15 protein-coding genes are annotated in these 15612 nt (G+C 44.2%); 4 read left to right on the top strand and 11 right to left on the bottom strand.

What is annotated here, in order from left to right; all coding sequences use genetic code 11:
• Positions 1-8: 8 nt before the first annotated feature.
• The 5 genes from CWO27_RS03925 to CWO27_RS03905 all read right to left on the bottom strand — a co-directional run bounded on the left by CWO27_RS03925 (position 9) and on the right by CWO27_RS03905 (position 5806).
• Positions 9-1454, bottom strand: coding sequence for a sugar porter family MFS transporter (locus tag CWO27_RS03925; protein ID WP_048660558.1), 1446 nt, complete (start codon positions 1452-1454; stop codon positions 9-11).
• Positions 1455-1496: 42 nt separating this feature from the next.
• Positions 1497-2153, bottom strand: a complete 657-nt coding sequence (locus CWO27_RS03920) for a hypothetical protein (RefSeq protein WP_102432310.1) — start codon at positions 2151-2153, stop codon at positions 1497-1499.
• A complete protein-coding gene (locus CWO27_RS03915) occupies positions 2132-2986 on the bottom strand; it encodes a PfkB family carbohydrate kinase (protein WP_107898580.1) in 855 nt (284 codons plus the stop codon). Before CWO27_RS03915 ends, CWO27_RS03920 begins: the two co-directional genes overlap by 22 nt.
• Positions 2987-3004: 18 nt before the next feature.
• Positions 3005-4057: a class II fructose-bisphosphate aldolase gene (gene fba, locus CWO27_RS03910; protein WP_048660554.1), complete on the bottom strand. Its 1053-nt coding sequence runs from the start codon at positions 4055-4057 to the stop codon at positions 3005-3007.
• Positions 4058-4282: 225 nt separating this feature from the next.
• Positions 4283-5806 (bottom strand): glycoside hydrolase family 32 protein, encoded by a 1524-nt coding sequence (locus CWO27_RS03905; RefSeq protein WP_057622708.1) that lies wholly within the window; start codon positions 5804-5806, stop codon positions 4283-4285.
• Between the two features lie 223 nt (positions 5807-6029).
• On the opposite strand from CWO27_RS03905, the gene CWO27_RS03900 reads away from it, so the two are divergent.
• Positions 6030-7259: an ROK family transcriptional regulator gene (locus CWO27_RS03900; RefSeq protein WP_107898579.1), complete on the top strand. Its 1230-nt coding sequence runs from the start codon at positions 6030-6032 to the stop codon at positions 7257-7259.
• Between the two features lie 72 nt (positions 7260-7331).
• On the opposite strand, the gene CWO27_RS03895 is transcribed toward CWO27_RS03900, so the two are convergent.
• Together CWO27_RS03895 and CWO27_RS03890 are read right to left on the bottom strand one after the other, a co-directional pair.
• On the bottom strand, positions 7332-8207 hold the full coding sequence (locus CWO27_RS03895) for an NAD(P)-dependent oxidoreductase (RefSeq protein ID WP_102431578.1): 876 nt from the start codon (positions 8205-8207) through the stop codon (positions 7332-7334).
• Between the two features lie 12 nt (positions 8208-8219).
• The gene (locus tag CWO27_RS03890; protein ID WP_107898578.1) at positions 8220-9122 is read right to left on the bottom strand and encodes a LysR family transcriptional regulator; all 903 of its coding nucleotides are present in this window, start codon (positions 9120-9122) and stop codon (positions 8220-8222) included.
• 85 nt (positions 9123-9207) lie between these two features.
• Between CWO27_RS03890 and CWO27_RS03885 the strand changes: the two genes are divergently transcribed.
• The gene (locus CWO27_RS03885; RefSeq protein WP_057622702.1) at positions 9208-9459 is read left to right on the top strand and encodes a DUF2798 domain-containing protein; all 252 of its coding nucleotides are present in this window, start codon (positions 9208-9210) and stop codon (positions 9457-9459) included.
• A gap of 166 nt (positions 9460-9625) precedes the next feature.
• On the opposite strand, the gene CWO27_RS03880 is transcribed toward CWO27_RS03885, so the two are convergent.
• From CWO27_RS03880 to phhA, 4 genes are all read right to left on the bottom strand, one after another.
• Positions 9626-10342 carry a YebC/PmpR family DNA-binding transcriptional regulator gene (locus CWO27_RS03880; protein WP_017057670.1) on the bottom strand — a complete coding sequence of 239 codons (717 nt, stop codon included), beginning with the start codon at positions 10340-10342 and terminating at the stop codon, positions 9626-9628.
• Positions 10343-10438: 96 nt separating this feature from the next.
• Positions 10439-10648 carry a DUF3283 family protein gene (locus CWO27_RS03875; protein ID WP_004732615.1) on the bottom strand — a complete coding sequence of 70 codons (210 nt, stop codon included), beginning with the start codon at positions 10646-10648 and terminating at the stop codon, positions 10439-10441.
• 249 nt (positions 10649-10897) lie between these two features.
• The gene (locus CWO27_RS03870; RefSeq protein WP_102431581.1) at positions 10898-11236 is read right to left on the bottom strand and encodes a 4a-hydroxytetrahydrobiopterin dehydratase; all 339 of its coding nucleotides are present in this window, start codon (positions 11234-11236) and stop codon (positions 10898-10900) included.
• On the bottom strand, positions 11226-12020 hold the full coding sequence (gene phhA / locus CWO27_RS03865; protein WP_048660545.1) for a phenylalanine 4-monooxygenase: 795 nt from the start codon (positions 12018-12020) through the stop codon (positions 11226-11228). The genes CWO27_RS03870 and phhA overlap by 11 nt, the downstream gene beginning before the upstream one ends.
• A 199-nt stretch (positions 12021-12219) precedes the next feature.
• On the opposite strand from phhA, the gene CWO27_RS03860 reads away from it, so the two are divergent.
• Positions 12220-14226 (top strand): acetoacetate--CoA ligase, encoded by a 2007-nt coding sequence (locus CWO27_RS03860; protein WP_102431582.1) that lies wholly within the window; start codon positions 12220-12222, stop codon positions 14224-14226.
• Positions 14227-14604: 378 nt separating this feature from the next.
• The gene (locus CWO27_RS03855; RefSeq protein ID WP_102431583.1) at positions 14605-15447 is read left to right on the top strand and encodes an AraC family transcriptional regulator; all 843 of its coding nucleotides are present in this window, start codon (positions 14605-14607) and stop codon (positions 15445-15447) included.
• Positions 15448-15612 lie beyond the last annotated feature (165 nt).

Raw genomic sequence — 15612 nt, 5'->3', positions numbered from 1 at the left:
ACTAATCGCTATACTTGCTTTGGTTGAAGTTCTTTACCTTCGACCTCTTTTATATCAAATCGTTGCTTTAACTCTTTCTCGATGCTTTCTAAACTGCGGTTTGCTGTCTCTGGAAGGATTTTGATGGCAAACCAAACTTGGCCAAGCAGGATAATCGCGAACATGATGAACAGTGCCGATGTTCCAAATGATTCTCTAAAAGCTGGTGTAAATGAGTTCAAGATAACACCTTGAATCCAGATTGCTGCCGTTGTTATTGAGACCGCGCGGCCACGGACTGAAGTTGGTAAAATCTCAGCTGAAATCGTGAACTTCAGAGGGCCTAAACCGAGTGCTGTGAAGGCAACAAAGAACGCCATTAAGCCAACTATCAACATAGGTGGAGTATCAGGTCTGTCGAAGAATATTGCCAAACCAATCAGGCAAGTGAAACAACCAAGTGCAGAGGTTATTAGCATTTTTCTGCGACCCACTTTATCGATGAATACCATTGATAAAGAGGTAAATATAACGCTTACTAAGCAGATCCAACCAAAACCTCCCAGTGCAGAACCTTGGTTGCCCATTATCTCTTCTAGCATTACAGGGCCGTAGTACATCACAACAGTTACGCCAGACCACTCTGACCATATTGCTAGTAATACACCCGTCATCAAGCCGAAACGCATCACCGGATTTTTGACTAATTGTTTATATGATCCTGCTTTCTCTGAGCGAATTACCTGACGACATTCAATAATCGCTTCTTCTGCTTCACCCTTGGTTAAGAACTTTCTCAGAATGTTAGCCGCTTCTTTTTCTCTAGCTTTAGATATCAACCAACGAGGTGATTCCGGAAAAAATGCTACCAAACCAAGGAAAATAACTGCAGGCAAAAATTCAACAGAGAACATGCCACGCCAGTTTTCAGTAATAAAGAAATGGTCAAGGTAATGACCCGTAACAACGGCAGCCTGGCTGTAGTTAACAATCAATGTGTTGGTGATCACTGAGCAAGTTAAACCGATCACAATTGCCACTTGAAATAGATTACTGAGTTTTCCTCTATGCCTTGCTGGAGCTACTTCTGCAATGTACATCGGGCAAACCACGGTCGCGATACCGATGCCAAAGCCACCAATGATACGTGCCCAGATCAGTAAGTTGAATGAGTCTGCGTACATGCAGCCAAGAACCGATACGATAGCTAGTAAAGCACCTAGCATCAGAGGTTTTTTACGCCCAGCATAGTCAGCAATAGGACCTGCGATTATGCTACCAAATAAGCACCCCACAAGCGCTGATGATACATACCAGCCTTGTTGTAAGGTCGATAATTCGAACTGTTGTGTGATTTGCGTGATCGTGCCGCCAATAACAATGGTGTCCATTCCAAATAGGAACCCACCAATCGTTGCCGCAGCGCAAATGAATGTTAAAAAGAACATCTTCTTATTGTTTTCGCTAAGAATCATTTGATCTCTCCATGAGAATTGTAGGGTACATGGGACGCTGTTCTAGTGCGTCTGGATTACGTAGTCTGCGTTTGATTCGTATTGTTTTATTTTTAACGCATTGACTAGATCCACGCGCTCGGTTTTATCGAGCGCCTCTTTTTTCGACTTTCCACCAGCTAGGTGTCTTGATATTAATCGCTCTCTGAGTACTTCTTCACTCGCTGTGAGAAAGATCTTCAAGTCAATTAAATCGCTGACTGGTCGCCAGTCTTCGTCGATTGAGTAGATGTAATTGCCCTCGAGTAAAATAATTTGAGTGTCTGGCTCAATTAAAAAACCTTCTGCAATGGGATCGTGTAACTCACGACAGTATTTCGGCCAAAAGAATGCGTCAGTGTTTGGCGTCACCGCTTTGGAAAGCAAATGTGCTAATGAGGTTACATCAAATGTTTCGATGCTACCTTTGACTGACGTCAGTCCTTTCTCTTTCAGTACCGAATTGGGGTAGTGAAAGCCGTCCATTGGACAAAGTTGGGCTTTAAATCCTAACTGTGACAGTCCAGACAGCAGGGATTCAGACAATGTTGATTTACCCGTCGCTGGAGCACCAGAGATACCGATGACAAGAATTTGTTTCCCAGACTCTTGGTAGGTGTTGGCGACCAGTTGAGGAACGCTTGCAATGTCATCAACCGTTAACGAATGTGTTTTAGCCATGATCTGGTTCCTAATTCGGTACATGATAATGCCGCTATGTGACTAGCTTTCTTCAGAGAGTCACGGAAATCTTGACTCTCTGAGTAGTAATGGCAAAAAGCCCCATGGAATATATCTCCAGCACCTAGCGTATCGATAGCATCCACTTTAGGTGCAGGGATTAACCCGCTACCGGACTCATCACTATAAAAAACACCTTTGTCGCCCAGCGTCATTGCCCACTTTTTGATCCCGTGTTGGTCGCAAAGTACCTGCATTTTGTCTTTGTCACCATTGGTGAATTCCTCTGAAACAATAGGAATAGTACAGAGAGATAAAAACTGTTCGCTGTGCGATTTCCAAGTACCAGCGTCTAACACAATATCCCCAGTAAACTCAGCCAAAGCTTGTACGTTTGCGCTAACAAACGGATGCTCATATTGATCAAGTAATACGAGCTTTGCATTATCTAGCCACTTCGGGTCTAAACTCATCACCTTTTCGCAATCGGGCTGACTGGCGTTGACGATGAGCCTAGATGCCGTTTGCTTTGCAGAGATAATGTTCGATAGTGGTAGCTGGTATTCATCGTCTAAACTTAAATCCACAACCGAAATTTCGTGTTCATTAAGCTCTGCTGTCACTATCGATTTATAGAGGTGCTCTTTACCTAAACATGTCCAAAGGTGTACATCAGAGCCTAATGCGTTGCATGCAATGGCAGCATTGAGTGCAGACCCACCACCACCAATAAAATCAGCAATTGCATTCACCTTTTTATCAGGATCAGGCATCACTTCAACAAAGCTCATCAAATCAATCGTGCTTCTGCCTATAAATACACAATTTCCCATACGTAGAACTCCTTTGAATTACAGCTCACCGCTAGCGTAGCGTGCAGCCATATCATCCATAGAAATTGGTGTAATCTTGTCACCGTGACCAGCACAACCAAATCGTTCAAATCGGTTTAAACAAAGTGCCGTTAGCTCATCCATTCCTGCTAATAGGAACTTACGAGGGTCAAACTCTTGTGGGTTTTTCATCGCTAGTTCTCGGAAGCGACCAGACATCGCCATACGACAATCAGTATCGATATTTACCTTACGAACACCATGTTTGATACCGCGCTCAATTTCTTCGATTGGCACACCATATGTTTGAGGCATTTCACCGCCATTCTCATTGATCATATCTTGAAGGTATTGAGGAACCGATGAGGCACCATGCATAACTAGGTGAGTCGTTGGGAGCTTCGAGTGAATTTCTTCGATAACGTTCATCGCTAAGATATCGCCATCCGGTTTGCGAGTGAACTTGTAAGCACCATGACTTGTACCACAAGCGATAGCTAGTGCGTCAACCTTTGTTCTTTTCACAAAATCAACGGCTTGATCTGGGTCTGTTAGCAGCTGGCTCTTTTCAAGGATACCAACAGCACCAACGCCATCTTCAGCTTCAGCTTCACCAGTTTCTAAAGAGCCAATACAACCCAACTCACCTTCAACTGAAGCACCTACCCAGTGCGCAGATTGAGCGATACGAGAAGTAATATCTACATTGTAATCGTAGCTGCTTGGTGTTGAAGCATCACGCTCCAATGAGCCATCCATCATTACCGATGTAAAACCGTGGCGAATTGCTGACAAGCATGTTTCTTCGCTATTGCCATGATCTTGGTGAAGAACGATTGGTGTTTTCGGGAACATTTCAGCGAGAGCACAAACCATCTTATAAAGCATCACGTCACCAGCGTAGCTTTTACGAGCATTGATGCTCGCCTGCAGAATGACACCTGAATTACATTTTGCTGCAGCGCGAACAATAGCAAGTCCTTGCTCCATGTTGCTGATGTTGAATGCTGGAACTGCGTAACCATTTTCTGCTGCGTGATCCAGTAATTGTCTTAGTGTAACGATAGCCATTTTCTTCTCCAAAGTGATTTAATTGTTTCTTGCAATTAAACTTACTTAATTTAATTGCAAGAAACAATTAAATAGAATTTAGAATGTGAAAAGGATCGTGTTTTTGTTTTGAGGATCGTTATTTGAGTGGGATAAAAAGGACTTTTTTTAAGGGAATATTTTTTGAGGGACAAAAAAGCCCAGCAATAAGCTGGGCTAAAAAGAAGAAGGAGAAAGCTGAATCAGTTACTCAGCAACACTTTTCATACCAAATGTTTTTAGTGTCTCAATTCTTGCATTACCGTTCTTAGCGTATACATAGAGACCTACACTATCTTCATCAGAGAAGATGTTATTGGTCATCACAGTACGGCCGCCATCGGTAAAGATTTCAACAGAAATACTGTCCATAAAGATACGGATGTTTGCTCGATCTTTACTCGCACACTCTAGTGGACATGTTCTACGTAAGGCTGAACGACTGCCCGATTGAGTACGATCAAAAGCCAGTTCGCCTTTCTTTAAATCCAACTCAATCAGTGTTTTCTGCTCACCTTTACTGCGAATTTCAAATACAACGCTGTCACAATCGCTAGCAGCTAGGTCAATGTCCGCAATGATTTCACAGTGAACATTATCACCAGCTTCAAATGCGAATTTTTCACCATCGTTTAACTGGAGCTCTGTATGTCTTTTTGGAGAATGGCGCAATTTTTCAACTTCTTGCACAGGCGTGAACTTCAGTTTCCCATCGTGACATAAAGAGACTTCTCGGGCCAAAGTGATACTACCGTACCAACCCAGTTCACTGGTATCGTAAGTGCCATCACACCATGGCATGAATGGCCATGAACCGATCCAAGCTTGAATGAGAGTGCGCCCATTTTCATCATCGAACACTTGTGGTGCGTAGTAGTCAAAGCCCCAATCTAGAGAACCCATCGTAGACCAATGGAACTTACCAGTTCGGTAATCAAGGTCACCAACAAGGTAAACTACTTGACGCTGTTGCATACCCATAGGTGAATACATAAGGACGTGTTTGTCACCCAATTTGAAGATATTTGGGCACTCAAGCATTGTCCCGAGTTCGCCCATACTCTCTACACAATAACCTACGAATTCCCAATCGGTTAAATTGTCTGATTTGTGAAGGCAGACTTTACCGAATCCATTGGTCTCGTAGTTTGATGGGTTAATTAGATCGCTCACGCCATCTGTTACACCAGTCACCATGTACCATGAGCCTTCATGCTTCCAAACCTTTGGATCGCGGAAGTCATGTAGGTTAATTCCCTCTGGTGGATCAGATAAGATTGGGTTCCCGTCATATTTGTCAAAGTTAACTCCATCAGTCGACGTTGCCATACATTGAACTTGGCGAGCTTGTGCACATCCCGTATAGAAAAGAGTCATCACACCATCGTTATTCACAGCACTACCCGTGAAGATACCTCCGCCATCCCAGCCGTCATATTCTTCGCTTGGTGCTAAAGCTTCTGGCAGTGTTTCCCAGTGAATGAGATCTTCGCTGACTGCATGTCCCCAGTGCATGGTTCCCCACTTGCCAGTAAAAGGATGATGTTGATAGAAAAGGTGGTATTTACCCTGATATTGAATCAGTCCATGCGGGTCATTAATCCAGCCTACCGGTGCTTGGTAATGGTAATGTTCACGCCAATGGTGCTGCTTAACCGTATCTTTATGCTCAGCGATGTATTCTTCAACTTGATCAATAATTGCCTGATGCTTCTTCTTATCGAATACCACAAGGACCTCCAATGTTATCGAAATATATTTAATTGCAACCTGCAATCAAATATATTTCATTTAATTGCAGCTAACAAATATAGTATGATGAACTTGAGATTGCGCTCACATAAGTAAAGTAGACTCAATTTCTAACTATATGATTTTATTGAAACTTAACTTTTTCTATATATTGTGTAGATCCATTGGAACGTTATTGCAGATCAAATTGGTCAGGAGAACTATGAATAAGCCTATGAGAAGCGGACTGGGCGTTTCGTTAGATGATGTACAAAATCATAATAAGCGCGTCATTCTTAATGCACTTCACAATAGTGGTAGTTGCTCCAGAAAAGAGATCAGCCAATTGGTTGGACTTGACCAAGCGACGGTAACTAGAGCGATAAAACCTCTAATAGAACAAGGACTTATTGTTGAAACTGGTGTGCGAAAAGCGGCACGTGGTCGAAGCTCTATTTATTTGGGGTTCAATACCCAACATCTACGAATTGTGTCCGTTCGAATACAGCGTACTAACTTCTCAATTGATACCTACGATCTCAATGGTGTTTCGCTAACCAGCATAGTCAAACCAATTAATACTGATAATAGCCCAGAAGAGCTGATCGAGTATTTGACCAAGCAAGTGAGCGATGTTCTGAATGAGCAGGAAGGTGATATTTTAGGGATCTCGGTTGCGATGCCCGGCCCATTCTTAGAGCAAGATAATAAAATTATACTGATGACCGACGCAAAAAATTGGCAAGATGTTGATTTTATTTCCCACATGCGAGAGCAATTTCCAGACTATCCAATCTATGCAGGCCATGATGCAAAATTGGCTGCACTCGCGGTTTGGCGCCAGCTACAAAGCACTTATGAAGCAAGCGTTTTACTGTATGTATCTCTTGGGCAGGGTGTAGGTTCAGGCCTCGTGATTGAAGGGCAGGTTTATCACGGTAGTTTAGGGACGGCTGGAGAGATTGGTCACACATCAATCAATTTTCAAGGGCCGCAATGTAAGTGTGGCAATCTAGGTTGCCTTGAGCTGTATAGCTCAACAACGGCCTTGGTTGAACGTTACAAGGAAGAGGCCTCATTAGCATCCGCGGACTTTGAAATGGTAGTAAATGCATTTCATGACAGAGAATCTGCTGCGATAAACGCGGTTGATTACTTAGCTAAGTGCTTAGCACATGGATTAGTAAACAATATTAACCAATTAAACCCTGATTTAGTGGTAATTGGTGATGAACTGACGCAATTAGGGGCTGATTTCTTAAATCGTGTAAAGGAATACACATTTCGTTTATTACTTCCGGATCTGGCAAGCAATATCGAACTGGTTCTTGATGAAAGTGATGAAGATTTGGTTCATAAAGGAAATTATCACAACGTGATGTCAAATGAGCTACTTTTGCCTTTAGCACATCTAGGGATTAAAGCCACCAACACACCTGAAAGTTCTAAATAAAGTTAGCTAACACAAACCAAAAAAATAGCCGCTAATCAGCGGCTATTTTTAGTTATCTAAACGAAGCTTCTATTACTTCTTTGTTTCTTCAACCACGGCTTTCATCAATACTGATGTATCCATGCGGCCTTGTCCTTCAGCAGACAATGCCTTGTAAGCGTTGTTAGTCTTTTCAGTCAACGGAAGTTGGATGCCTTGACGTTCTGCTTCATCTAGGCAGAAACCTAAATCTTTGATCATCCAATCAATTGCGAAGCCGAAATCGAACTTGTCTTGCGCCATTGTGGTAGCACGGTTTTCCATCTGCCATGAACCTGCTGCGCCGTTTTTAAGGCAATCAACCAGAGTTGGGATATCCAAACCTGATTTTTCAGCAAGTACCAAGCCTTCAGATAAGCCGTTCAATACACCCGCGATGCAGATCTGGTTAACCATTTTTGCGCGTTGGCCTTGGCCGACTTTACCCATCAGAACTGACGATTTACCGTAAGCTTCGAATACAGGTTGAAGGTCGTTGAATAGCTCTTGCTCACCACCACACATGATAGTTAGCACGCCGTTTTCTGCGCCTGCTTGGCCACCAGATACTGGTGCATCCATAAAGCGAACACCTGATTGCTTCGCAGCCACTTCAAGCTCTTCAGACAGGATTGCAGACGTTGTTGTGTGGTCGACAAGAATCGCGTTTGGCTTCATTGCAGCCAGTGCGCCTGTTTCGCTGGTTGTCATGCTGCGCACGTCGTCATCGTTACCCACACAAACCAATACCACGTCGGCTTCTGCGACACACTCAGCCACAGATTCTGCCGCTTTACCTTGGTGTTTATCAGCCCAGTCTAGCGCTTTGCTGTGAGTGCGGTTAAATACCGTTACTTCGAAACCAGCTTTGACTAGGTGACCTGCCATTGGGAAGCCCATAACGCCTAGCCCGATAAAACTTACTTTCATTTCTTTCTCCTTTTATTTGACCAAGTCATCGCTATGAAAAGATCGAACACTCTCAATCAGTGCATCAATAAGCAAGGTCAAAGCCTTTGGCTGATATTTTCTTTCTTTGTACACTAAATACGCTTGGCGATCACCCCGATGATACTCAGGGAGCACTTGAATCAGATTGATCTCTCGGGATACATGACGAAAAGGCAATGAAGCAAGCCCCAAGCCTTTTTGCGCCGCGGCCGCCACCGCATGAATATCGTTGACGATTAACTTGGGTTTAATCGTGATCATCTGCTCTAAGCGGTCGGATTTGTAGAGCGGCATATCAAACACATCATCGACATTAATCCAATCTTGCAGCTCCAAATCGTCCGGCTTTTCTATTGTTTCACGCGAATCCAAATATTCTTGGCTCGCGAAAAATCCGTGTTTGGCCTTGAAAAGCGGTCGAGCAATCATGCCTTCCATGTCCGAGATCTTAAACGTGATCAGTAAGTCACGATCGGTCTGCGGAATAAGCTGCTGCTGGCTCAGAGTTAGGTCGAGATGAACGTTTGGATATTGAGTGAGGAATTGCTCTACCGTCGAGCGTAGAAAGCCACTGTAGAAGTTATGAGGCACTGCGAGCTTAATCTTGCCTTGGATAGCATCACGCTCTTCCAACAAGCTATTAAAGCCTTGATGGATAGACTCCATGCCACTGCTCAGTGCAGCAAAGGCCGCCTCACCGTCTTTAGTGGCCACCAGCTCACGACCTTTCTTTTCTAAAAGTCGGATATTGAGGCGATCTTCCAATGCGGTTAACCGACGTGACATAGTCGACACAGGCAGTTGCAGCCGTTTCGAAGCCGATAGCAAAGAGCCCTCTTCAACCACTGCACAGAATAAGAACAGATCATCAATGTTTCCAAATATGGAATTCATACTTCTATATATGCCTGTTTTTCTCATTAATGGATAGGAGTAACCTTATCTCATCAACAACAGAAAATCACGGGAGAAACATAATATGAACAACAAACAATTTTGGGTAACCGCGATTTTATCCTCCCTGACCATGGCGACCATCATGTCTGGGTTAATTTCTGGCTACAAAATGGGGTTCAGCCACGAATGGCCGCCAATCTGGATGCAAAGCTTTTTCATTGCTTGGCCGTGTGCCATCGTGCTCAACCTCACCGTGCTCCCTTTGATCAGAAAACTCTCTGCATGGATTTGTCGCCCGAGAACGCTTTGCGAACCTGAGATCACGGAACGATGATCAAGGGTTAATGTCCAGGAGCTATGGTCTAGACAATATCATCAAGAGGCAGCGATCAAAGAGATGCGTTCAAAAAACGCTGTTCATGGATAAACGCCTGAATTGCGCCCATAAAAAAACCGAGCACTAGGCTCGGTTTTTTTAATAACTGTTGTTACTGTAAAGATTACAGCTCAGCGTTGTGGTAAACCTGCTGAACATCATCACAGTCGTCAAGCATGTCTAAGAACTTCTGGAACTTCTCAGAATCTTCTTCAGCTACTGGCGTAGTCGTTTGAGGAACGAAAGTGATTTCCTCAACGTCTAGAGTTAGCTCTGGGAACGCAGTGTTTAGTGCAGTCTTCGTTTTGAAGAACTCAGTCGTTGGAGCGAATACAGTGATAACACCGTCTTCTAGCTCAACGTCAGTCACGTCTACGTCTTCCATCATTAGCGTTTCTAGGATGATCTCGTCGTCTTCGCCTTTGAACTGGAATACAGCTTGGTGAGCGAACATGTGAGAAACAGTACCTTCAACACCGATTTTCGCGCCAGTCTTAACGAAACATTGGCGAACGTCTTGGAAAGTACGGTTGCCGTTGTCAGTTAGACAGTCAACGATTACGCTTGTGCCACCTGGGCCAAAACCTTCGTAACGAGCTGGTTGGAAGTCTTCACCGCCGCCGCCGTTCGCTTTATCGATCGCTTTGTCGATAACGTGAGCTGGTACTTGGTCTTTCTTCGCTTTAGCAATCAGGTGCTTAAGAGGTAGGTTCATGTCTGGGTCAGAGCTGCCGTTCTTAGCCAGTACGTAAATCTCTTTACCGTATTTAGAATAAACTTTAATTTTTGCGCCTGCAGTTTTCGCCATTGAGGCCTTGCGCACTTCAAAACTTCTTCCCATCGGGATCTTCTCTCTGATTCAATTAACGGTGCAAATTCTAGCAAATTACTGTGTCATTTCAATTCTACAGCACTGCTGGGCAAGGTTTGTCTGCGTTTATGCGACACCCATTACCCGTTTGTATTTTTCTACAGACTGATCAAACCAAGCCTTTTCTTCTGGGTCACCTAGCTTCATTGCTTCTTCAACAATGGCTTCAGGGCCACATTTCGCTTGCTTCAGTTTCCATACAAGAAACGATGCTTGCTTATCCAGTTCGATTTTATTTTTCTCGCTGGGTGGAAGGAGTGAAAGGTTGATAGACATTGCTAGCCTTCGTCTGTAATACACTTGGCCGAGAAATATATCATAGAGCAGCCTCATAAAACCAATACTATGAGTAACAGAAAGGGTTTATGAGACCCGAAACCAAGCAAGTCGCTGATGCAGGTCAAGCTAGTTTGAGAGAAGTGACGCCCCATGATGCGAAAGTATTGCTTATTCGACTCACCTAATGAGCCGAATAATGAGTTAATCACATCACAAAGGCGAAAGAGTGATTTCTAATCTATGAAACTACTCACTCACCGCGAATACATCACAGCGTGAGGCGCAGATGAAATCATTTTTGTGGAGACCTTTGATTGAGTGACTCCACCAAGTGACGGTGACTTTGCCCCACTCCAATAAGATCGAAGGATGGTGGAACTCTTCTTCTGCCAACTCTGACACTTTGTTGCTGAATGCCCATGCTTGCTTGTAGTTCTTAAACTTAAACACCTTCTCAAGCTGTGGGATGCAGTCTCTTTCCATGATCTGCCAATCAGACAACTCCAACAGTAAAGATTGTTGCTCGTCTTTACTTAGGGCAATCGCGTCGATACTGCAGGCTTCGCATTTTTGTTCATTCAACATTTGTTGGTTCCTTGGGTTCAAAAAGTGGTGGTAGTAACCCCGCATCAATCGCGAGATCAGCTTGCTGTAATAGGTTTTCCTGACTGATTTTGAAGAGCTCAGATAGCTCGTCGATCACGTAATATTTCGGCTGCATGATGTCGATGCGATAAGGAGTTCTTAAAACCGTTTGCAGATCGAACCGCTCGCGAACGGCCAAATCCCCTCCCAACGCATACATGGTTTCCGCCGGAGACGAAAGGATGCCACCGCCATATATTTTCAGTTGTTGGCCTTCTTTTACTAAACCGAACTCGACCGTAAACCAATACAAACGGGCAAGATAAGCGCGCTGTTTTGATGTCGCCGCTTGGCCTAGTTTTCCATAATGCTCAGTGAATGCTGCGAAATCAGCATTAGTAAGCATGGCACAATGACCAAAAATTTCATGAAAGAAATCAGGTTCTTGTAAGTAATCGAACTCATCTCGCGTTCTCAAAAATGTCGCGACGGGGAATTTCTTATTCGCGAGCAAATCAAAGAAACGGTCGAAATCGATTAACGCCGGAACAGGCTGAACCTGCCAACCTGTTGTTTCCTTTAGCACTTTATTTATCTCTGGAAGCTGAGGAACTCTGTCTAATGGCAGATCCAGCAGGGTCAAACCGTGCAAATAGGCATCACAAGCGCGGTCACTAATGACGTCCAGTTGCCTTTTCACCAAGTCGTGCCAAATGGCATCTTCTTCGAGGCTCCACTCAACCCATCCCTCTTGGCTCACGGGCTTAGAATGATATTGAGTCATTACACACCTCCTTTCGAATGTCTCACTTTAAGCCTATCTCCACTCCTTATAAGCGCCAATTTGCGCGATTTTTCGAAATAGGCGATCGTGTAACATTTTATTTACACAATTCCGCCAGACGCTTATTTTGCTGAACTTTTGACTTTGTAAAACCTAAATACCAGACTGAAAACGTTAACTTTTTGTTAAAGGTAAAGGAATGCACGAAAGCAATAAGCCCATTTGGCAGCCAAGCGAGCAGCGTATCGCCGATGCCAACTTAACCCGATTTATCGATAGCCTTGAACAATCTGGGTTAAACCTAGATAGGGACGTAAAAAGCTACGCCGAACTCCATCAATGGTCTGTAGAACATCCGGAATCGTTTTGGAAAAACGTGTGGCAGTTTTGTGAAATGGTTGGCTCGCAAGGCTCTACTAACAAGGCAGAAAGCGAGACCATCAAAGCTCAAGGTGAGAGCCGCTGGCAGCAGCCTAAATCGAATCGTGATGCGGTTTGGTTTCCCAATGCACAAGTAAACTACGCCGAGAACTTGCTGAATTTGGCGTACGTCATGCCTAATGAACTGGCGATTTGGTTTGAGAATGAACGTGGCGAACAACAGAGTTATACATGGAAAACCCTGTGTGAAGCGGTCTCTAGCGTTCAGCAATGGCTTGTCGATAGCGGAGTGAAGCAAGGTGATGTGGTTGCTGCGTATACGCCCTATCTGCCACAAACCGTAATAGCGATGCTGGCAACCACCAGCTTGGGCGCGATTTGGACATCGACCTCGCCTGATTTTGGTGTCGAGAGTGTGATTGAACGATTTGGCCAAGTGAAACCCAAGGTGCTGTTCACCTGTGATGGCTATACCTTCAATGGCAAAACGTTCGATATGACGGACAAGAACCGTGAAATCATCGAGCACTTAACCGATCTAAAACAGGTGTGTCAGATCGGTTACTTGGGAAGGAATGACTTTGAAAATGATGTGTCGATTCGAAGCTGGCACAGCATGATCAATCATTATCAGCCACAACCTGTACGATTTGTGCGTGTCAGCTTCAATGAACCATTGTTTGTACTCTACTCTTCCGGCACAACAGGCAAGCCAAAGTGTATTGTTCACTCGGTTGGTGGCACCACCATCAACCACCTAAAAGAGCATCAGCTTCATTGCGATGTTAAGCCAAACGACCGCGTGTTCTACTACACCACTTGTGGTTGGATGATGTGGAACTGGCACGTCTCTGCGCTTGCCAGCGGCGCTTGTTTAGTGATCTTTGATGGTAGCCCGGTTTACCCGCAACCCAATGTTCTATGGGACTTGGCACAGCGCGCCGATGTGTCGCTGTTTGGTACCTCTGCCAAGTATCTAGAAGCGATCGAGAAGGCAGAACTCTCGCCTATCGAAAGCCACTCTCTTCCTCACCTAAAAACACTGTGCTCGACCGGTTCTGTGCTCTACCCAGAGCAGTTTGATTATGTTTACGAACACATCAAACAAGATCTGCATTTGGCGTCTATTTCTGGTGGTACAGATATTTGTGGCTGCTTTGTGTTGGGTAATCCTATCTCGCCAGTGCATCGCGGTGAATGCCAACAGGCAGGGCTTGGCGTCGACATCAAGGTGTTCAATTCGTCTGGTCACAAGGTTAATCACGAACGTGGTGAACTGGTGTGCACGAATTCCCTCCCAAACTTCCCAGTTGGCTTCTGGAATGATACCGGAGAGCGCTACCACAGCACTTATTGGGATAGATTCGAAAATGTATGGCACCACGGTGACGAAGTCGCACAGAGCGTGCATGGCGGTTATCTGTTCTACGGGCGAGGTGACACTACACTCAACCCTGGAGGTGTTCGTATTGGTACTGCTGAGATCTACCAACAAGTGAACACCATTGAGGGCATCATAGATTCCATCGCCGTCGGTAAAGATGTCGACCGCAATGAGCAGATCTGGCTGTTCGTTCAGTTGCAGCAAGACGTGGTTCTAAATGAAACGCTATTGGCTGCCATCAAGAGCAAGCTCAAGTCCTCTTGCTCACCAAGGCATGTACCAAGCCAGATTTTTGCTATCAGTGACGTGCCGAAAACACGCTCTGGCAAACTGGTGGAATTGGCGGTGAAACAGGTGGTGAATGGTAAGGATGTAGAAAACCTCGGGGCTATCGCTAACGCCGAGGTTTTGGAAGAGATAAAGCGTGTAGTTTCGCTTTAGTGTTAAGACCTAGAAGAGCGTGAGTGAGAAGCGCCCCTCCACGGATAATGAAGTGACGCTGTGGAGGTTTTTTTGATCTTAGTATTCGATGTTTTTAGGTAGAGTAGTCAGGATATGTCTGTCACTTTTTAACTCTAGCTTTAAGCCGTTCCAACAGACTGCTCGAACTCATTTCGGCCCCGTAGTGTTTTATTCAGTAGCCAAATTGGCAATGTTCTTTAGTTACTTTTTCTTATGTTGCTTGTATTTTTTAGATTGATGTCAGGTTTGAAAACGGTCTTGAATCTAAACTTTCAGACAAATTAGCAATAATGGAAAATCACTTAGTCTCGCGGTATAGGACACTACCTATGTCGAAATAGGATGGATGTATAAGTAATGCAGAACAACTATGTGAGGTTGGAGAAGGTAGTGAGGTATTTAGAATCTCACCTTGATCAACCGATGGTAATAGAAGAGCTATTATCAAAATTTCACTTCTCAAAATACCATTTTCATCACTTGTTCCGAGCCTATTATGGCGAGGGTGTATATGCGATGCGTAAGCGCCTGCTTTTAGAGAGGGCGGCACGAAGTATTGCTTATGGGGATGAGAGCATGACTGAGATTGCTTTTTCTTGTGGCTATGAAAACCAAGCTTCTTTTAATAAGGCGATGCGAAAGCAGTTCTCTTGTACACCATCGTATATTCGTCATCAAAAAACAGTTCCTGCCTTAAAAGGGCAACAACTCACTAGTTTTGAGGACATAAAGATGAATATAAACGTTGTCGATCGCAAGTCTACGGAAGTCCTGTATTCCAGAGGTAGTGGCAAATACAATGATGCTGCTGCAACCGCATGGGGTCAACTGATGCCGTTTGTTTATTCTAATCGCTTAATTCAACCCGAGACAATAACGATAGGAATAAGCCATGACGACCCGAATATAACCCTTGTAGATAATATACGCTACGATGCATGTGCAACGATCGTTACTGAGATGGAATTACCTGAAGGTATCGAGCGCAAGACAATCTTGGGTGGCAAATATGCCAAGGCCTTACACAAAGGTACTTACGAGAAACTCTCTGAAGCTTATAGCTATTTACTCTTGAAATGGCTACCAGAGAGTGGGTTTGAACTGCGAGATCAACCATGCTTTGAGGTATACCTGAATCGAGACCCAAGACGAACTAAACCTGAGAATTTAAAAACCGAAATCTATATTCCGATCAAATAGCTAAGAGAGCTTCCCTTGAGTCAGTCAATTACGGCTGACTCACTTTTGCCCCAAAGTTTGTTTGGATAGCCCCAAAATTTGATAAGAATAATTTAGTCAACAGTCTTATTTCAAAAAATTTATTTCCTTATCCGGACGCTGTAGTTCTATCGGTAGTTCACAAAG

This window comes from Vibrio sp. 10N.286.51.C3 (genome assembly GCF_003050065.1).
Lineage (GTDB): Bacteria > Pseudomonadota > Gammaproteobacteria > Enterobacterales > Vibrionaceae > Vibrio > Vibrio crassostreae.
This window is presented reverse-complemented; position numbering and strand designations above follow the sequence as displayed.